The organism is Streptomyces sp. NPDC059166, from assembly GCF_042755185.1.
Taxonomy (GTDB): domain Bacteria; phylum Actinomycetota; class Actinomycetes; order Streptomycetales; family Streptomycetaceae; genus Streptomyces.
The window spans coordinates 1-18,546 of record NZ_JBHZCI010000059.1; the positions used below are offsets into that span (position 1 = coordinate 1).

General features: G+C 71.4%; 21 protein-coding genes and 1 pseudogene. 12 read left to right on the forward strand and 10 right to left on the reverse strand.

The genetic code is table 11. The features are described 5' to 3' along the window. Window positions 1–121: 121 nt before the first annotated feature. Window positions 122–1,348 (reverse strand): acyl-CoA dehydrogenase family protein, encoded by a 1,227-nt coding sequence (locus ACFXOA_RS30050; RefSeq protein ID WP_362555212.1) that lies wholly within the window; start codon window positions 1,346–1,348, stop codon window positions 122–124. A 175-nt stretch (window positions 1,349–1,523) separates the two neighbouring features. On the opposite strand from ACFXOA_RS30050, the gene ACFXOA_RS30055 reads away from it, so the two are divergent. Further along, on the forward strand, window positions 1,524–2,174 hold the full coding sequence (locus ACFXOA_RS30055; RefSeq protein ID WP_385034956.1) for a TetR family transcriptional regulator: 651 nt from the start codon (window positions 1,524–1,526) through the stop codon (window positions 2,172–2,174). Between the two features lie 33 nt (window positions 2,175–2,207). On the opposite strand, the gene def is transcribed toward ACFXOA_RS30055, so the two are convergent. Then, a complete protein-coding gene (gene def, locus ACFXOA_RS30060) occupies window positions 2,208–2,762 on the reverse strand; it encodes a peptide deformylase (RefSeq protein WP_385034958.1) in 555 nt (184 codons plus the stop codon). A gap of 114 nt (window positions 2,763–2,876) precedes the next feature. On the opposite strand from def, the gene ACFXOA_RS30065 reads away from it, so the two are divergent. From ACFXOA_RS30065 to ACFXOA_RS30115, 11 genes and pseudogenes are all read left to right on the forward strand, one after another. After that, the gene (locus tag ACFXOA_RS30065; RefSeq protein WP_385034960.1) at window positions 2,877–4,115 is read left to right on the forward strand and encodes a MurT ligase domain-containing protein; all 1,239 of its coding nucleotides are present in this window, start codon (window positions 2,877–2,879) and stop codon (window positions 4,113–4,115) included. Window positions 4,116–4,149: 34 nt separating this feature from the next. Next, a complete protein-coding gene (locus ACFXOA_RS30070; RefSeq protein WP_385034962.1) occupies window positions 4,150–4,878 on the forward strand; it encodes a type 1 glutamine amidotransferase in 729 nt (242 codons plus the stop codon). Window positions 4,879–5,064: 186 nt separating this feature from the next. Further along, window positions 5,065–6,090 (forward strand): 6-phosphofructokinase, encoded by a 1,026-nt coding sequence (locus ACFXOA_RS30075; RefSeq protein ID WP_385034964.1) that lies wholly within the window; start codon window positions 5,065–5,067, stop codon window positions 6,088–6,090. Between the two features lie 112 nt (window positions 6,091–6,202). Next, window positions 6,203–7,153 (forward strand): cytochrome c oxidase assembly protein, encoded by a 951-nt coding sequence (locus ACFXOA_RS30080; protein WP_385034966.1) that lies wholly within the window; start codon window positions 6,203–6,205, stop codon window positions 7,151–7,153. A 75-nt stretch (window positions 7,154–7,228) separates the two neighbouring features. Further along, window positions 7,229–7,387 carry a hypothetical protein gene (locus ACFXOA_RS30085; RefSeq protein ID WP_362555200.1) on the forward strand — a complete coding sequence of 53 codons (159 nt, stop codon included), beginning with the start codon at window positions 7,229–7,231 and terminating at the stop codon, window positions 7,385–7,387. A gap of 174 nt (window positions 7,388–7,561) precedes the next feature. Next, a complete protein-coding gene (locus ACFXOA_RS30090) occupies window positions 7,562–7,813 on the forward strand; it encodes an HU family DNA-binding protein (protein WP_385034968.1) in 252 nt (83 codons plus the stop codon). 9 nt (window positions 7,814–7,822) lie between these two features. Further along, entirely contained in the window at window positions 7,823–8,209 is a 387-nt protein-coding gene (locus tag ACFXOA_RS30095) for an SRPBCC family protein (RefSeq protein WP_385034970.1), read from the forward strand. Window positions 8,210–8,395: 186 nt separating this feature from the next. Further along, the gene (locus ACFXOA_RS30100) at window positions 8,396–9,388 is read left to right on the forward strand and encodes a GlxA family transcriptional regulator (protein ID WP_385034973.1); all 993 of its coding nucleotides are present in this window, start codon (window positions 8,396–8,398) and stop codon (window positions 9,386–9,388) included. Window positions 9,389–9,503: 115 nt separating this feature from the next. Further along, a complete protein-coding gene (locus ACFXOA_RS30105) occupies window positions 9,504–10,127 on the forward strand; it encodes an isochorismatase family protein (RefSeq protein ID WP_385034975.1) in 624 nt (207 codons plus the stop codon). A gap of 330 nt (window positions 10,128–10,457) precedes the next feature. Continuing rightward, window positions 10,458–11,168 carry a lysophospholipid acyltransferase family protein gene (locus ACFXOA_RS30110; RefSeq protein WP_385034977.1) on the forward strand — a complete coding sequence of 237 codons (711 nt, stop codon included), beginning with the start codon at window positions 10,458–10,460 and terminating at the stop codon, window positions 11,166–11,168. A gap of 73 nt (window positions 11,169–11,241) precedes the next feature. Then, window positions 11,242–11,430 (forward strand): annotated as a pseudogene (locus ACFXOA_RS30115) (NAD(P)-dependent oxidoreductase); the annotation flags it as partial. 61 nt (window positions 11,431–11,491) lie between these two features. Here ACFXOA_RS30115 and ACFXOA_RS30120 read toward each other — a convergent pair. From ACFXOA_RS30120 to ACFXOA_RS30155, 8 genes are all read right to left on the reverse strand, one after another. Further along, window positions 11,492–13,054, reverse strand: a complete 1,563-nt coding sequence (locus ACFXOA_RS30120; protein ID WP_385035021.1) for an alpha/beta hydrolase — start codon at window positions 13,052–13,054, stop codon at window positions 11,492–11,494. A gap of 169 nt (window positions 13,055–13,223) precedes the next feature. Beyond that, on the reverse strand, window positions 13,224–14,009 hold the full coding sequence (locus ACFXOA_RS30125) for an urease accessory protein UreD (RefSeq protein WP_385034979.1): 786 nt from the start codon (window positions 14,007–14,009) through the stop codon (window positions 13,224–13,226). Beyond that, a complete protein-coding gene (gene ureG, locus ACFXOA_RS30130; RefSeq protein ID WP_385034981.1) occupies window positions 14,006–14,683 on the reverse strand; it encodes an urease accessory protein UreG in 678 nt (225 codons plus the stop codon). The genes ACFXOA_RS30125 and ureG overlap by 4 nt, the downstream gene beginning before the upstream one ends. A 49-nt stretch (window positions 14,684–14,732) precedes the next feature. Then, complete coding sequence (locus ACFXOA_RS30135) at window positions 14,733–15,398, reverse strand: urease accessory protein UreF (protein WP_385034982.1); 666 nt, start codon at window positions 15,396–15,398, stop codon at window positions 14,733–14,735. A 17-nt stretch (window positions 15,399–15,415) separates the two neighbouring features. Beyond that, window positions 15,416–17,137: an urease subunit alpha gene (locus ACFXOA_RS30140; protein ID WP_385034984.1), complete on the reverse strand. Its 1,722-nt coding sequence runs from the start codon at window positions 17,135–17,137 to the stop codon at window positions 15,416–15,418. Then, window positions 17,130–17,441: an urease subunit beta gene (locus ACFXOA_RS30145; protein ID WP_385034986.1), complete on the reverse strand. Its 312-nt coding sequence runs from the start codon at window positions 17,439–17,441 to the stop codon at window positions 17,130–17,132. Before ACFXOA_RS30145 ends, ACFXOA_RS30140 begins: the two co-directional genes overlap by 8 nt. A 14-nt stretch (window positions 17,442–17,455) precedes the next feature. Further along, entirely contained in the window at window positions 17,456–17,758 is a 303-nt protein-coding gene (locus tag ACFXOA_RS30150) for an urease subunit gamma (RefSeq protein WP_385034988.1), read from the reverse strand. A 139-nt stretch (window positions 17,759–17,897) separates the two neighbouring features. Further along, a complete protein-coding gene (locus ACFXOA_RS30155; protein WP_385034990.1) occupies window positions 17,898–18,518 on the reverse strand; it encodes a TetR/AcrR family transcriptional regulator in 621 nt (206 codons plus the stop codon). Between the last annotated feature and the right edge of the window lie 28 nt (window positions 18,519–18,546).

Consider the following 18,546-nt stretch of genomic DNA (forward strand, 5'->3'; position numbering starts at 1 on the left):
GGGGGGGGGCCCCCCTCGCTCCGGCGGGCGGCGCGGGCTGCGGGCGGCGGGGGGCGGGCGGGGGCGGGGGGCGGGCCCGGGGGGGGGGGGGGCCCCCCCCCCGGCGGGCGCGAGGCGGTTCTCAGCGGATCGGCATCCCCGACAGGGTGCGGGCGATGACCAGGCGCTGGATCTCGCTCGTGCCCTCGAAGATGGTGTAGATCGCGGCGTCCCGGTGCATGCGCTCGACGGGGTACTCACGCGTGAAGCCGTTGCCGCCGAGGATCTGCACGGCCTGCGCCGTGACCGCCTTCGCCGTCTCACTCGCGTACAGCTTGGACATCGAGCCCTCGGCCGCGGTGAAGGGCTTGCCCGCGCTCGCCATCCAGGAGGCGCGCCAGACGAGCAGCCGGGCGGCGTCGATGCGCGTGCGCATGTCGGCCAGCTGGAAGGCGATGCCCTGGTTGTCGATGATGGGGCGGCCGAACTGGGTCCGGGTCTTCGCGTAGTCCAGCGCCACCTCGTAGGCGGCGCGGGCGGTGCCCACCGCCATGGCCCCGACGGCGGGCCTGGACGCCTCGAAGGTCGCCATCGCGGCGTTCTTGACGCGCTCACCGCCGGACCTGGCGCGCTCCCTGGCGCGGGCGAGGCGCTCGTCGAGCTTGTCCTTGCCTCCGAGCAGGCAGTGGCCGGGGACGCGTACGTCCTCCAGCACGACCTCGGCGGTGTGCGAGGCACGGATGCCGTGCTTCTTGAACTTCTGCCCCTGCGAGAGCCCGGGGGTGGCCGGCGGGACGATGAACGAGGCGTGGCCCTTGGAGCCCAGCTCCGGGTCGACCACGGCGACGACGACGTGGACGTTGGCGATGCCGCCGTTCGTCGCCCAGGTCTTGGTGCCGTTGAGCACCCATTCGTCCTTGGCCTCGTCGTACACCGCGCGGGTCCGCATGGAGGCCACGTCCGAACCGGCGTCCGGCTCGGAGGAGCAGAAGGCGGCGACCTTCACGTCGTCGGCGTCCCCGTACATCTGGGGGATCCAGGTGCCGATCTGCTCCTCGGTGCCGTTGGCGAGGACGCCGACCGCCGCGAGGCCCGTACCGACGATCGACAGGGCGATGCCGGCGTCACCCCAGAACAGTTCCTCCATGGCCATGGGGATGCCCAGCCCCGTAGGGTCGAAGAACTGCTGGGCGTAGAAGTCGAGCGAGTAGATGCCCACCTTGGCCGCCTCCTGGATGACGGGCCAGGGCGTCTCCTCACGCTCGTCCCACTCCGAAGCGGCCGGCCGGATCACCTCGGCGGCGAATCCGTGCAGCCAGTCACGGACCTGCTTCTGGTCGTCGTTGAGCTCGAGCGTGAACTCGGCCATGGTTCCCCTCCATGCACTTCCGGATCAAACCGTTACTAGCGGTAACCGCAGTCTGTTACCGCCAAGTAGCTTCTGTCAACCGACCGGCGACGGATCCGCGCGAGCCTGAGCAGGGTGTTACGTTGCCCGGGCGTGACGAGATCGCAGGACAGCCGGGTGGGGCGGGAGAGACGACATGGAGACCACACGAGGGGCGGAGCGGCAGCGGACAGCGGCCGAGCGCCGTCGCCGGGAGCTGCTGGAAGCCGCGGACCGGGTGGTGCTCAGGGACGGCCCCAAGGCGTCGATGAACGCCATCGCCGCCGAGGCCGGTATCACCAAGCCCATCCTCTACCGGCACTTCGGCGACAAGGGCGGTCTCTACCGCGCTCTCGCCAAGCGTCACACCGACGCCCTGCTGAGCGCGCTCAGAGCCGCGCTCGACGCGCCCTCTGAGAGACGTGAGCGCGTCGAGTCGACCCTCGACACCTATCTCGCGGCCATCGAGGCGCGACCGCAGGTCTACCGCTTCCTGATGCACCCGTCCGACGACGCGGCCCCGCTGCCCGAGCAGGGGTTCGACGTGGGCCGGCACTCCGCACCTCTGCTGCGGCGCCTGGGCGAGGAGCTCGGCAAGGTGATCGCGGAGCGGGTCGACCTCGGGCCCGACAGCGAGCAGATGGCCCGCATCTGGGGGCACGGCATCGTCGGAATGATGCACGCGGCGGGTGACTGGTGGCTGGGCGACCGGCCGTGCTCCCGCGAACAGCTGGTCCGCAGCCTCGCCGACCTCCTGTGGGGCAGGCTCGCGGACGCGGGCGACCTCCCCGGGGGCCGCGGCTTCTGACCCGCGGGCCCCTCACCCCGTGCCGGGAGCGGATCAGCCCCCGGCTTCCGTACGGGCCCAGGGTGCGCGCCGGGCCGCCCGCAACGCCCTCGTACGGCGCAGGCCCGTCAGCCGGTCGGTGTAGACCGTGCCGTCGAGGTGATCGCACTCGTGCTGCAGGCACCGGGCGAACCAGCCCGTCCCGGTGACCCGCACCGGGTCGCCGTCCACCGTCCGCCCCTCGACCACCGCACGGTCGAAGCGGGGCGTGCCCGATTCGAGCCCCGGGAGCGAAAGGCAGCCCTCCGGTCCGCGTACGGTGACGCCGTCGGCCTCGACCAGCACGGGATTGACGATGTGCCCCAGGTGCCGGACCTCGTCATCGTCCGGGCAGTCGTAGACGAACACCCTCAGCGGGAAGCCGATCTGGTTGGCGGCGAGCCCCACACCGTTCGCCGCGTACATGGTGGCGAACATGTCCTCCACCAGCACCGCGAGGGACGGGCCGAAGTCGGTGACCTCCGCGCACGGGGAGTGGAGCACGGGGGCGCCGAACAGGCTCATGGCCCGAACGCGTCCGGAACTGCCGGGGATCGGGCGGTTTCGCATGGGGAGAAGCGTACGTTCCACGTGACCTCCACGTTCCCCGTGGTGCCGAGGTGCGGGCAGCGGGCCGGACATCGATAGGCTGGGTGCGGACTTACGCAAGGAGGATCTAGGACGATGGCAGGCAACACGGAGCCGTTGTCGCCGCGGGCCAAGCTCGCCGTGACGGCGGGCAAGGCCGCGGCGGCGGTGTCGCGCGCCGCGGGGCGCGGCAGCGGATCGGTGATCGGCGGCCGGGTGGCGCTCAAGCTCGACCCCGACCTGCTCGGGCGGCTGGCGCAGCACCTGGACGTGATCCTCGTGTCCGCGACGAACGGCAAGACGACCACCACCCGGCTGATCGCGGAGGCGCTCAGGGCCGCGGGGCCCGTCGTGTCGAACGCTCTCGGCGCCAACATGCCCGCGGGGATCACCTCCGCCCTGGCGGGGGGCTCGGACGCGCGGTACGGCGTGATCGAGGTCGACGAGAAGTACCTCGCCGGTGTGGCGCGCGACACGACGCCCAAGGTGATCGCGCTGCTCAACCTCTCCCGCGACCAGCTGGACCGTGCGGCGGAGACCCGGATGCTGGCGGAGAAGTGGCGTGAGGGCCTGTCGGGGTCCAAGGCCGTGATCGTGGCGAACGCCGACGACCCGCTGATCGTCTGGGCCGCCTCGTCCTCCCCCAACGTGGTGTGGGTGGCGGCCGGTCAGGCGTGGAAGGACGACGCCTGGTCCTGCCCCTCGTGCGGCGGTGTGATGCAGCGTCCCGGCGACGACTGGTTCTGCGGCGAGTGCGGCTTCCGCCGACCCGCCCCGAGCTGGGCGCTCAACGGCGACTACGTCCTGGACCCGCACGGGTCCGCGTGGCCGATCCACCTGCAGCTGCCGGGCCGGGCCAACAAGGCCAACGCCACGAGTTCGGCGGCCGTGGCCGCCGTCTTCGGCGTGCCGCCCCAGGTCGCGCTGGAGCGCATGTACCAGGTGCAGGCGGTCGCCGGCCGCTACGACGTGGTGAGTTTCCTGAGCCGGGAGCTCAGGCTCCTGCTGGCGAAGAACCCCGCCGGCTGGCTGGAGACGTTCTCGCTGATCGACCCACCGCCCACGCCGGTGATCCTCTCGGTGAACGCCCGGGGCGCCGACGGCACGGACACGTCGTGGCTCTGGGACGTCGACTACACCCAGCTGCACGGCCACCCGATCTTCGTGCTCGGCGACCGCAAGCTGGACCTGGCGGTCCGGCTGGAGGTCGCGGGTCTCGACTTCCGTGTGTGCGAGACCCTGGACGAGGCCGTCCAGATGTCGCCGCCCGGCCGTATCGAGGTCATCGCGAACTACACCGCCTTCCAGGATCTGCGCCGTCGTGTCGGCAACTGACCCCCGCGCGGGCAACCCCCGGAGAGGACGAAGCATGAGCAACAACAGCCTGCGGCTGGTGTGGGTCTACCCGGACCTCCTCAGCACCTACGGCGACCAGGGCAACGCCCTCGTGGTGGAGCGCCGGGCGCGCCAGCGCGGTTTGGACGTGTCGCGCGTCGACGTGCGCAGCGACCAGCCGATCCCGACGTCGGGCGACATCTACCTGGTGGGCGGCGGCGAGGACCGGCCCCAGCGGCTCGCCTCGGAGCGGCTGCGCCGCGACGGAGGGCTGAACAGGGCGGCGGCGAACGGGGCGATCATCTTCTCCGTCTGCGCCGGCTACCAGATCCTCGGCCACGAGTTCATCAACGACCTCGGCGAGCGCGAGCCCGGGCTCGGACTGCTCGACGTGATCTCGACCCGCGGCGAGGGTGACCGGTGCGTCGGCGACGTGCTGGGGGACATCGACCCGAACCTCGGGCTGCCTCCGCTGACCGGGTTCGAGAACCACCAGGGCATCACCCATCTCGGCCCGACGGCACGCCCGTTCGCCCGGGTGCGGTTCGGCCGGGGCAACGGCACGGGGGACGGCACGGAAGGCGCGTACAACGACACCGTCTTCGGTACGTACATGCACGGCCCGGTCCTGGCGCGCAACCCGCAGATCGCGGACCTGCTGCTCAAGCTGGCGCTGGACGTGAACGCGCTGCCGCCGAGCGACGACCGGTGGTACGAGGCGCTCCGCGCCGAGCGCATCGCCGCGGCGACGCAGCCCGCCTGACGCGACACGTGAGGACCGGCCCCCGCGGGGGCCGGTCCTCACGTGTGTGCGGCCGGTGTACACCCGGTGGACGTCCAGCAGTCGGACAGCGGGTTCGGTCCGGCCACCCCGCGCCGGTAGGGTGGCGGGGATCCAACCGGACGACGTGGTCCGGCGTCGGCCCACGTTGCAAAGGTTTCCCGGGCAATGCGAATTGGTGTGCTCACCTCCGGCGGCGACTGCCCCGGCCTCAATGCCGTCATCCGGTCCGTCGTCCACCGCGCGGTGGTCGACCACGGCGACGAGGTCATCGGCTTCCACGACGGGTGGAAGGGCCTCCTCGAGTGCGACTACCGCAAGCTCGACCTGGACGCGGTCGGCGGCATCCTGGCGCGCGGCGGCACCATCCTCGGGTCCTCCCGCGTCCAGCCCGCGCATCTGCGTGACGGCGTGGAGCGCGCCAGGGGCCATGTCGCCGAGCTCGGGCTGGACGCGATCATCCCGATCGGCGGCGAAGGCACCCTCAAGGCCGCGAACCTGCTCTCGGACGCGGGTCTGCCCATCGTGGGTGTGCCCAAGACCATCGACAACGACATCGCGTCCACCGACGTGACCTTCGGCTTCGACACGGCCGTGGGGGTCGCGACCGAGGCGCTCGACCGGCTGAAGACGACCGCGGAGTCCCACCAGCGGGTGCTGATCGTCGAGGTCATGGGCCGGCACACCGGCTGGATCGCCCTGCACTCCGGCATGGCCGCGGGCGCGCACGCCATCGTCGTGCCCGAGCGCCCCTTCGACATCGACGAGCTGACGGACGTGGTCGGCCGCCGCTTCTCGGACGGCAAGAAGTTCGCGATCGTCGTCGTCGCCGAGGGCGCCAAGCCCCGCGAGGGCTCCATGGAGTTCGCCCAGGGCACGAAGGACATCTACGGCCACGAGCGCTTCGCCGGGGTGGCGACCCAGCTCTCCGGCGAGCTGGAGCAGCGCCTCGGCAAGGAGGCCCGCCCCGTGATCCTCGGGCATGTGCAGCGCGGCGGCACCCCGACCGCGTACGACCGCGTCCTGGCCACCCGTTTCGGGTGGCACGCGGTGGAGGCCGCCCACCGCGGTGAGTTCGGGATGATGACGGCGCTGCGGGGGACGGACATCACGATGGTCCCGCTGGCGGCCGCCGTGGAGACCCTGAAGACGGTCCCCGCCGAGCGCTACGCCGAGGCACAGGTCGTTCTCTGAGCGCCACGACGCCCCGTGAACCGCCCCCGGCCGCACCCGCGGCCGGGGGCGGTTCTAGTCTGGACCGGACAACCGGCACGAATCGGGGGATGCCCCCGGCGGGAGTGGACAGATGGATCACAGCGGGCACGGCATGGACATGGACCTGCCGCCGTTCACGCTGGGACGTGGGCTCGAGTTCTCCGCGGACCCGTTCTTCCTGATCGGCTGCGTGGTGGCACTCGCCCTGTACGGCTACGGGGTCCTGCGGCTGCGCGGGCGCGGCGACGCGTGGCCGGTGAACCGGACGGTGCTCTTCGTCGTCGGCGTGCTGTCCATCGCCCTGGTGATGTGCACGGGCCTCAATGACTACGGCATGGTCATGTTCAGCGTGCACATGGTGCAGCACATGGTGATCAGCATGGTGTCGCCGATCCTGCTGCTGCTGGGTGCCCCGGTGACGCTGGCACTGCGTGCCCTGCCGGTAGCGGGCCGGGGACGGACGGGCCCTCGTGAGCTGCTGCTCAAGCTGCTGCACAGCCGCTACATGAAGATCGTCACGCATCCGGCCTTCACCATCCCGCTCTTCATCGCGAGCCTGTACGGGCTGTACTTCACCCCGCTGTTCGACTTCCTGATGCAGTCGAAGACCGGTCACATCGCGATGATGGTGCACTTCCTGGCGGTCGGCCTGGTGTTCTTCTGGCCGATCATGGGAGTGGATCCCGGCCCTCACCGGCCCGGCTACGTGATGCGGATGCTGGAGCTGTTCGCCGGTATGCCCTTCCACGCGTTCTTCGGGATCGCGCTGATGATGGCCACCCAGCCGATGGTGAAGGCATACGAGAATCCGCCCGCGTCGCTCGGTATCGACGCGCTGGGCGATCAGTCGGCCGCGGGCGGGATCGCCTGGGCGTTCAGCGAGATCCCCTCCGTGCTCGTGCTGATCGCGCTCGTCTTCCAGTGGTACCGCTCCGAACAGCGGACGGCCAAGCGTTCCGACCGGGCGGCCGACCGGGACGGGGACCAGGAGCTGAAGGCGTACAACGCCTATCTCGCCTCGCTGCAGGCCCGCGGGCAGTAGCGGTGTAGCGATGAGACCCCCCGAGGGGGGACCATGTCCTCAACGGCCGTGCGGCCGGGTGAGGAGCGTGTGCTCATGCCTGGAACCACGAAGACCATGGGAGTGCTCACGATCGGCGCGCTGGTCGCGGTGACGGCGTACACGGTGGCGCTGGGGAGCAACGGCTGGCTCTGGTTCGGCTGGGTGGTGCTGGGACTGGCCACCCTGGGCATGCTCGCCACCCGCGACACCTGAGGCGGAACGGCCCGTCCGGTGCCCCGGCGTGCCCGCGCGCGCACCACCGGGCCAGCGGGTGCGGGTGCGCTCCCGCGGTGCGAGCATGGCCTGTGGCGCGGCGTGCCTGATCCGGCACGCCGTTCGCGGCTCGTGCGCGACCACGGCGCACCCCCCTGGAAGCGGGTGCTTCACATGGACAGGTCCGGACTGATCGAGGCGATCGGGCGCAGGACGGCCGAAGGCGGCGAACTGTCCGCCGAGGACATCGGCAGGGTGGTCGACGCCCTCTTCGGCACTCTCTCGGAAGCCGGGGTGATCGCCGAGGCGCTCAAGACCGGCGGGGCGGTCACCCTCGTGGGCTTCGGCAGCTTCCACGACGTCGGTGGCGAGGCGGCTCTGCGGCCGGGCAAGGCGCTCAACGAGTTCATCCACCACCAGGCCTGAGAAGTCCGCGTGTCCTCCCTGACGCTCCGCGCCGAGGGTGGCGCACCGGCCGAGGAGGTCTGGCTCCGTTACATCACGCCTGGGCGGTGGCCGTCCTGGTCACCGCAGATCAGGGCGGTACGCGGGACCGGCGAGCGGCTCGCGCCGGGTGTGCGGGGCGAGGTCGTCTCGCTGTTCGGCATCACGGCCGCCTTCACCGTGGAGTCGGTGGACGAGCCGCGGTGGTGCTGGGCGTGGCGGGTCCGGCTCGGACCGGCACGCCTGCGTCTGCTCCACGAGGTCGCGCGCCGTCCGGGCGGATCGGCGACGACGCTCCGGATCGAGGGGCCGGCCGTCCTCGTCGCCGCGTACGCCGGTCCCGCCCGGTGGGCGCTGGGGCGGCTGGTCCGTCCCTGAGGCACCGGGACCGCATGGTCCCGTGCCTGGGGCGCGGGAGTACGGCACGGTCCTGGCCGCACGGTCCCGCTCCCGGGCGCAGGAGTACCGCCGGGAGTACGGCACGGTCCGGGCACTGCCGCCATGTCCGGATGTGACAGGAAACCGTCATTGCGGCCCCGGGAGCGTGACGGCGAGGATGAGGTCATGTCCCTCACCCACCGCGTAGTGATCGCGGTCTTCCCCGGCGTCGACCTGCTCGACGTCACCGGCCCCGCCGAGGTCTTCGCGCTGGCCAACCGGGAGACGCCGGGGCGCACCCCGTACCAGGTGCGCCTGGCCGGGCGGGACGCGGGGGCCGTGCGGACGTCGGCGGGCGTGCGCCTGCTGACCGATCTGACCTTCGACGAGGTCGGGGACGGGGCGGACACGCTGGTGGTGCCGGGGGCCGCCGACATCACGGACCGCGGCCCCACGGCCCGTGTCGACCCCGACGTCGTGGCCTGGGTGAGGGCGACCGCCCCCCACGTCGGTCGGATGGCCTCCGTCTGCGTCGGCGCGCACGTGCTGGCGGCGGCCGGGTTGCTGGACGGCAGGACGGCGACGACCCACTGGTCGACCGCCGCCCAGCTGGCCGCCGACCACCCGACGGTCACCGTCGACCCGGATCCGATCTTCGTCCGCGCCGACCACGGGAGGCTGTGGACGGGTGCCGGGATCAGCGCCTGTCTGGATCTCTCGCTGGCACTGGTCGCCGAGGACCTCGGGGAGAAGACCGCTCTCGCCGTGGCGCGCCAGCTCGTGATGTTCCTCAAGCGGCAGGGCGGCCAGAGCCAGTTCTCGGTGCCGCTCAGCCGCCCCGCCGCGACCCGGCGCGACATCGACGAGCTGCGGTCCTGGATCGCCGGCCATCTCGGTGAGGACCTGTCCGCCCCGGCACTGGCAGCCCGTATGCGGCTGAGCGAGCGGCACTTCGCACGGGTCTTCAAGCAGGAGACCGGCACGGGCCCCGCGGCGTACGTCCAGGCGGCACGGGTGGAGGCGGCGCGTCGGCTCCTGGAGAGCACCGACCACTCCCTGGGCCAGGTCGCGGCCATCGCCGGACTCGGCTCGGTGGAGACCCTCCACCGGGCGTTCGCACGGCAGCTCGCCACCACTCCCTCCGCCTACCGCCGGCGCTTCAGGACCGCGCCCGCCTGACTCCCTCACTCCTCCGCCCCCGCCGCCCGAATCCCGCACACCTCCCCCCGGGGCCGTTCCGCGGTTCCGGGGACAGCGCAGCCATGCCCGAGAATCCGATCCGGAAGGACCCACGATGACCCACGCCCAGCCCTCCACCCCCCTGCGCACCCTCCTCGGCCTCGACGACACCCCGCCCCGGCTGGGCCGGTCCGCGCTGGTCATGATCGACTTCCAGAACACCTATCTCGACGGGGTCATGGCCCTGGAGGGCGCGGGGGAAGCCGTCGCCGCGGGTGCCCGCCTCCTCGCCCGGGCGCGTGCCGTGGGCGCCCCCGTCGTCCATGTCGTCCACGACGGCGGGGAGGGCTCCCCGTACGACGTCCGTGCCCGGATCGGTGCCGTCTGCGACGAGGTCGCACCGGCAGGGGACGAGCCGGTCGTGGTCAAGGGGCACCCGAACGCCTTCCACGCGACGGAGCTCGAGAAGACCCTGACCGGCCTGGGCTTCGGCGCGGAACGCGGCGGAAGTCTCGTACTCGCGGGCTTCATGACGCACATGTGCGTCAACTACACCGCCCAGGAGGCGTTCAACCTGGGGTACCGCCCCACGGTCGTGGCCGACGCGACCGCCACCCGGGCTCTCGTCTCCCCCGGCGGCGGGGTCGTGCCGGCGGCTGCCCTGAAGACGGCCGCGCTGACCATGCTCACCGATGTGTTCGCCACCGTGGTGGCGGCCTCCGACGTGCTCCCCGACTGACGTAACGCCCGCCCCGCGGTTCCGCCGCGTCGGCGTGGGCCCCGCACGACCACCCCGGGAGGGGCTCGCGGCACGGGCCGCGGGCCCCTTTCACCGTGCGGGGGGACTTCCGCACGCCACGGGCTACGGATGCGACCGGATCGAAGCTACGATCGATCATCGGTGGCGGGCGGACGGTGTCCGCCCGGTGACGCCACGTCAGGTGAGAGAGCGAGGAGCGGGTACCCGACCGAAGAGGCCGGGCGGCGGCCGACCGGGATCGATCTGATCGCGCGTGTGACCTTGCAGAGCGCGGCCACCGGCCCGGTCCGGAAGGCTAGGAGAGAAGCTGTGTTCTATTACGTACTGAAGTACGTCGTCCTGGGCCCCCTGCTGCGCCTGGTGTTCCGTCCCCGCATCGAGGGACTCGAGCACATCCCCGACGACGGCGCGGCCATCGTGGCGGGCAACCACCTCTCCTTCTCCGACCACTTCCTGATGCCCGCGATCCTCAAGCGGCGCATCACCTTCCTGGCGAAGGCCGAGTACTTCACCGGTCCCGGTCTCAAGGGCAAACTGACCGCCGCGTTCTTCCACAGCATCGGGCAGATCCCCGTGGACCGGTCAGGGAAGGAAGCGGGTCAGGCTGCCATCCGCGAAGGGCTGGGGGTTCTCGGCAAGGGTGAACTCCTGGGCATCTATCCCGAGGGCACCCGCTCGCACGACGGACGGCTGTACAAGGGCAAGGTGGGCGTCGCCGTGATGGCGATCAGGGCCGGGGTCCCGGTCATCCCCTGCGCGATGGTCGGCACCTTCGAGATCCAGCCGCCCGGACAGAAGGTGCCCAAGGTCAAGCGGGTCACCATCAGGTTCGGGGAGCCTCTCGACTTCTCCCGGTTCGCGGGCCTGGAGGACCAGAAGGCGGCGATCCGCGCGGTCACGGACGAGATCATGTACGCCATCCTCGGCCTCTCCGGGCAGGAGTACGTCGACGAGTACGCGGCGAAGGCCAAGGCCGCGCAGGCCGAGGAGTCCGGGAAGCTCCCCCGGCGCTCACGCTGAGCGGGGAATCTGCCGCGGGCAGAGTCCCGTGCCCGGGCGGCGTGAGCGCCGGGGCTCCATGCCTCGCCAAGGGGAGTTGGGATACCGCCCGCTGACGGGGTACGCGGAGTCGCTGCCGCGCACCGTCGAATGGCTCGCGGCGGAGCTGGCGGGCCGTGACTGGGCGGGTGTCTTTCCGAAGCTGGCGGAGATCTACGGCGGGGTGCTGTTCGGCTACGCGGCGGAGGACGCCTGGCTGGAGAAGCACGGCCACGGGCGGTGAGGCCAGGGGTGAGCGGGCGGCCGCCGGGAATCATCGGCCGCCCGCTCACGTCATGGGGTGATCACGGCTTCGGCGTGGCGTGCGGGCCGCACGTGACATCGCTCCGGTCGGTCTGCCCGGTGAGCAGGTAGGTGTCGACCCGCTGGTTGATGCACGGGTTGACGAGACCGGTGACACCGTGCGATCCGGCGTCCTTCTCGGTGATCAGGCGGGAACCCTTGAACCGCTTGTGCAGCTCGACGGCGCCCTCGTACGGGGTGGCGGCGTCACGGGTGGACTGCACGATCAGCACCGGCGGGAGTCCCTTGCCCGTACGGACGTCCAGCGGCGTCCGCTGCTGCGACGGCCAGGTCGCGCAGGGCAGGTTCATCCAGGCGTTGGCCCAGGTCATGAACGGGTATTGCTTGTGCAGCCGGGTGTTGTCCCGGTCCCACTTCTTCCAGCTGGTGGGCCACTTGGCGTCGGCGCACTCGACCGCCGTGTACACGGCGTTGCTGTTCTCCGCGCCGATGTTGCCCGCGGTGTCCGACATGTCGGGTGCGGCGGCGTCGATCAGCGCCTGGGTGTCGCCGCCCAGGTAGTCGCTCCAGATCTGTGCGGTGGGCGCCCAGGCGGAGTCGTAGTACGGGGCGCTCTGGAAGAACCCGATGAGCTCGGCGGGGCCGACGACGCCGCCGATGGGGCTCTTCTTCGCGGCCGCGCGCAGCGTCAGCCAGGCCTGCTCGACCTTCTCCGGTGTGTCTCCGATGTGGTAGACCGCGTCGTTCTTCGCGACCCACGCCTTCCAGTCGTTCCAGCGGGTCTGGAAGGCGACGTCCTGGCCGAGGTTGGCCTCGTACCAGATGTTGTCCTTCTCCGGGTTGACCACGCTGTCCACGATCATGCGGCGGACGTGCGAGGGGAAGAGCGTCCCGTAGACCGCGCCCAGGTAGGTGCCGTAGGAGACGCCCAGGTAGTTGAGCTTCTTCTCGCCGAGCGCGGCACGGATGACGTCCAGGTCACGCGCGGTGTCGGGGGTGGTCATGTGGGGCAGCATCTCGCCGCTGCGCTCGGCGCAGCCGTCGGCGTACTCGGCGGCCAGCTTGCGCTGGGCCCGCTTGTCCGCCTCGCTGTCCGGTACCGGGTCGGCCTTCGGTGCCTTCACGAACTCCTGAGGATCGATGCAGGAGATGGGCGCCGAGTGGCCGACACCGCGCGGGTCGAATCCGACGAAGTCGTAGGCCTGCGCGACCTTCGTCCAGAGCGGGTTCTTGGTCACGATGCGCTTCGGGAACGCCATGCCCGAGCCACCGGGGCCGCCCGGGTTGTAGACGAGGGCGCCCTGGCGCTCGCTCTTGGTCCCCGTACTGACGTGCCGGTCGACCGCGAGCTTGATCTGCTTGCCGTTCGGCTTGCTGTAGTCGAGGGGGACACTCACCCAGCCGCACTGGATGGGTGCGGCGATCGCCCAGTCGGCCGGACAGTCCTTCCAGTCGATGCCCGTCCGGGCCGCCCTGGCCGCGGCCGTCTGCACGCCCTGCGCCTGCTGGTCGACGTGGTGCCGGCTGTCGGCACCCGCCGCCGGTGCGGCTATCGCTCCCGCTATGAGCGTCCCCGCGATCAGAGTGCCGGCCGAGCCGAGCATCGCTGTGCGCTTCACGTGGAACCTCCCCCTGTGTGTGGCGCGGCCCGGGGCCGCGCGTCGGTTCTTGTCTCCAGGCGGATCCTTTCGTCTGTGGGGTTGCTGAGAACAGGGCGTACACGTGTTTCTTTACCGAACCAATAACCGGTACCGGCTGTCCCGCTGAGCGAACTCAGCTCTGCCGTAGCGGCCTTGAACCCTTCAGGAGCCCTTCGGACGCCTCGTCCAGGAGGACCCGCAGCAGCCGTGCGTCCGCGGCGAGCGCGGTGACGAGTACGGCGGGGCCCGCCAGCGGGGTGAGCACGGCACCCGGCCCCAGCAGACGCGCCTCGGGAAGGCTCTCCTCGAACGCCGGGTCGACCAATAGCAGTTGCCCCACCGCCCGGTGTCCGCCGAGGACGGCCGCACCGTCCCACCCTCCCGGCGCGCCGGGCCCGTAGGCCAGCTGCTGATCGAGCAGGGGCCGCCCGGACCGGCGTACCGTCAGACGGCTGGAGAGCCGTCCGGTGCTCTCGCCGTGCCGGCCGAGGATCAGCTCCTCCCTGAGCACCAGCCGTGCGGTGGGGGCGAGTTCGGCACGGGTGGTCATGTCGAGGCTGCTGCCGGACGCCGAGATCAGCTGTTCGGGGAGCCAGTGGAGCTCGGCCTCCTCCCCCGCGCTCAGCCGGACGTCGTACGCGGCGGGGCCGCCGGCCGTGGACGGTCCGGGCAGGGCCACGGTGGCGGCGGCCGAGTCGACCGTCAGACGTGCGCCGCCCTCGGCCCTCACCTCGACGGCGAGCCGGTCGCCGCCGAGGGGCGCGCTCATCGCGCCGACCACGGTCACGCGTGCTCGGGCGGGGTCCGCGGATCTGGTCCTGCGCAGGGCGAGAGGCCCCTCGCTCTCGAGCACCGGGAGCGCCGTCGATCCCCGTCCGTCGGCGACCGCGGTGATCCGCGCCGTGGCCTCGACGCTCATGCGGCCCAGTCCGCGAGCCGCGCCCGCACCCAGTCGGCGACGGGGGCGACGCCGTCGGGGCCGGTCAGGGAGGTGAACACGACGGGGAGTTCACCCCGCTGCTCGGCGGCGTCGCGTGCCATCTGCTCCAGGTCGGAGCCGACGTAGGGGGCGAGGTCGGTCTTGTTGATGACGAGGAGGTCGGCGGTCGTGACACCGGGACCGCCCTTGCGCGGGATGTCGTCACCGCCTGCGACGTCGATGACGAAGAGCTGGGCGTCGACGAGCCCCTTGGAGAAGGTCGCGGTGAGGTTGTCCCCGCCCGACTCGACGAGGATGAGGTCGAGGGGGCCGACGGCTTCCTCCAGGTCCTCGACGGCTTCGAGGTTGGCGGAGATGTCGTCGCGGATCGCCGTGTGCGGGCACGCCCCGGTCTCCACCGCCTGGATGCGCTCGGGCGGCAGTACCGCGTTACGGAGGAGGAAGGCGGCGTCCTCGCGGGTGTAGATGTCGTTGGTGACCACGGCGATGGACAGCTGGTCGCGCAGGGCGCGGCAGAGCGCGGCGACGGTGGCCGTCTTCCCCGACCCGACGGGTCCTCCCAGGCCGATGCGCAGCGCCCGTCGGGTGCCGTCGGGACGTGTCGCGTCGGCGCTGACGGCTGCGGGCGCGTGGTGTGCGTGGTCGAGATGCATGGATACGGCTCCTGGGAGGGGCGGGCGTGCGGGGCTGGGCGGAAGGGGGTCAGGACGCGAAGAGGCGTACCGGCCAGGCGGCGTGCGCCTCGGCGGAGATGTCGAGCAGTGGGGCGGAGGCGGCGGGCAGTGCGTCGATGCCGCGCCTGGCCGCCTCCGACGCCTGCTCGGCGACCCTGTCGAGATCGGGGGCGAGCCGGGCGAGCACGGCGGTGGCCTCGAAGGGGTCCAGGGAGAGGAGCCGGACCACCGCGGTGGCGGGCCCGCTGACCGATTCGTAGGCGACGCAGTGGGCCGCGTCCGGGGGGCCGAGGCCCGCCGCGCGTGCGGCGAGACCGAGGACGACGGGCTGGTGGGCACCGCGCGGCCTGGCCTCGGCGAGTGCGGCGAGTTCGGGGCTGGGCCAGGTGGCCCGTGCCGCGCGCATCATCTGACGGCCGAGCTTGCGGGCCGTGGTCCGCAGTGCGGGCGAAGGGGTACGGGCGTCCGCCGCCTCGTCGAGGGCGAGTGGGTCGTGGCCGTGTGCCGCTGCCGCGGCCAGGGCGGCGGAGGTGAGCCCGGTGGTGTGGAGCCGGCCCCGGCAGAAGTCGGCCAGGTCCCGGGCGTCCCGGATGCGTCCCGCCTTGACGGCCGGCTCGGCGCCACCGGAGTGGGCGTGCCCACCGGCGGGAAACCGGCCGTCTGCGAGGACGAGCAGGGCTGCGCGCGTCGTCATGAAGTGCTGTCCTGACCTCAGAAGAGGAAGTAGCGCTGAGCCATGGGGAGTTCAGCGGCTGGAGCGGGCTCGACGGGGTCACCGTCGATGGTCACGGCGAAGCTGTCGGGGTCGACCTTTACGTCGGGGAGGGCGTCGTTCTCCCTCATGTCGGCCTTGGTGACACCCCGGGTGCTGGTGATCGGCACGAAGGTCTTGCCGAGTCCCAGGCGACCGGGAAGCCCGGCCTCGACGGCGGCCGAGGAGACGAAGTTGAACGAGTTGGACGCCGGGGCCCGGCCGACGGCGCCGAACATGGGCCGGGGCATCACCGGTTGAGGAGTGGGGATCGAGGCGTTGGCGTCGCCCATCTGCGCGTAGGCGATCTGACCGCCCTTGATCACCGTCTGCGGCTTGACTCCGAAGAAGGCGGGCTCCCACAGCACCAGGTCGGCGAGCTTGCCCGTCTCGACGGATCCGATCTCCCGGTCCAGTCCCTGGGCGACAGCAGGGTTGATGGTGTATTTGGCGACATAGCGACGTGCGCGGTGGTTGTCGGCCGCACCGTCGCCCGGCAGGGCGCCCCGTCGCCGCTTCATGACGTGGGCGGTCTGCCAGGTACGCAGGACGACCTCTCCGATACGGCCCATGGCCTGGGAGTCGGAGGAGATGATCGAGATGGCGCCGAGGTCGTGGAGGATGTCCTCGGCCGCGATCGTGGAGGGACGGATCCGGGACTCGGCGAAGGCCAGGTCCTCGGGCACCGTGGGATTGAGGTGGTGGCAGACCATCAGCATGTCGAGGTGTTCCTCGATGGTGTTGACGGTGTGCGGCCGGGTCGGATTGGTGGAACTGGGCAGGACGTAGGGCTCCGACACCACACTGATGATGTCGGGGGCGTGCCCACCGCCCGCGCCTTCGGTGTGGTACGCGTGGATCGAGCGTCCCGCGATGGCGGCCAGGGTGTCCGCGACGAATCCGGCCTCGTTGAGGGTGTCCGTGTGGATGGCGAGCTGGGCGCCGGTCTCCTCGCAGACGCCCAGGCAGGCGTCGATGACGGCCGGTGTCGCGCCCCAGTCCTCGTGAATCTTGAACCCCAGTGCTCCGGCGCGCAGCTGGGAGTGCATCGCCTCTCGGGACATGGTGTTGCCCTTGCCGAGGAGGCCGATGTTGACCGGGTACCCGTCGAGCGCCTCGAACATCCGGGCGAGATGCCAGGGGCCGGGGGTGATCGTGGTGGCCTTGGTGCCCTCGGCCGGTCCCGTCCCCCCTCCGACGAGCGTGGTGATGCCGGAGGAGAGCGCCTGGTCGATGAGGGTCGGCGAGATGAAGTGGACGTGGGCGTCGATGGCTCCGGCGGTGAGGAACTTGCCGTTGCCCACGATGATCTCGGTCTCGGGTCCGATGACGAGATCGGGGTGGACCCCGTCCATCGTGTCCGGGTTGCCGGCCTTGCCGATCCCGGTGATGCGTCCGTCGCGGATGCCGATGTCGGCCTTGACGATCCCCCAGTGGTCGAGGACGACCGCGCCGGTGATGACCGTGTCGGGGGCGCCCTCGGCACGGGTGGTGCGCGCCTGGCCCATCGACTCCCGGATGACCTTGCCCCCGCCGAACACCGCTTCGTCACCGGCGTGTCCGGGACCGCCGGACCGGTCCTCCTCGATCTCCACGACGAGGTCGGTGTCGGCGAGCCGGATGCGGTCGCCCTTGGTGGGCCCGAACAGGTCGGCGTACACGGGGCGGCTGAGCTCACGCATCGAGGGGACCTCCGGTCTCGCCGCGCAGTCCGGGGACGATGCGCAGGCCTGCGAGCGGGACGAGTTCGACGTCGACGGGAACACCGGGTTCGAAGCGCACGGCGGTACCGGCGGCGATGTTCAGGCGCAGGCCGCGGGCGGCCCGGCGGTCGAATTCCAGGCCGGGGTTGGCCTCGGCGAAGTGGTAGTGCGAGCCGACCTGGACGGGCCGGTCGGCGGCGTTGAGCACGGTCAGGCGGGTGACGGGACGCCCCTCGTTGAGCGGCACCGGACCCTCCGCGTACAGGATCTCTCCGGGAATCATCGGCTGCTCCCCCGTCAGACGATCGGCTCGTGGACGGTGACGAGCTTGGTGCCGTCGGGGAAGGTGGCCTCGACCTGGACGTCGTGGATCATCTCCGGGATGCCCTCCATGACGTCGTCCCGGGTGAGGATCTTCCGCCCCGACGCCATGAGTTCGGCCACGGTCCGGCCGTCGCGCGCGCCTTCCAGGAGATGCGAGGTGATCAGTGCGACCGCCTCGGGGTGATTCAGCTTCAGTCCACGCGCCCGGCGCCTCTCCGCGACGTCGGCGGCCACATGGATGAGCAGGCGTTCCTGTTCGTGCGGAGTCAGTTGCACGCTTCCACCCTCTTCGTGTTCCGCCCGGTACCTGCCCCGGGCGCAGCGGGACCCTATCCCGGCTTCAACACTCTGTTGAACGATGAAGAGGATTCCGCGACCAGGTATTGCACGTTAGGGCGGAAGTTTTTCCGGCGCGTTAACTGATCTTTTGCGGATCGATGGACATCAGGCCGCGCAAGCCGTTCTCCAGCACCTCGGGCCCCACTCCCCCGAACAGCGCCTCCTGCGCCAGGAACCCCTGGGCGGCGGCGATCATGGTGCGCGCGACGTCGCCGGCCGGCACGTCGGAGCTCATGGCACCGGCCTCGCGGTACGCCTCGACCAGCCTCACCCATGCCGCGCGCATCCCCGCGTACCCTTCGTCGAGCGCTCGCGCGAGGCTCTCGTCGCGCATGCTCTCGGCCCACACCTGGACGACGAGCATGGCGCAGGCGCGGCGCTCGAGTCCGTACATCTGCCCCTCCAGGGCGCCTCGCAGCACCCTGCCCAGCAGCACATCGGGGGCGGGCGGCGGCGTGAGATCCGCCGCCCGCTCGAAGGCACCGCGGATGCGGCCGAAGGCCTCCTCGGCGATGGCCGCGATCAGCTCCTCCTTGCCCGCGAAGTAGCGGTAGACGGCGCCCGCCGAGAGGCCGACCTCCTTCAGCACGTCCTGCATGGAGGTGCCGTGGAAGCCGTTGCCGGCGAAGCAGCGCGCCGCACCGGTGAGGATCTGCCTGCGGCGGGCGTCGAGGTGCTCCTGGGATACACGTGCCATGCGACCAATATAAAACGAACGTTCCTTC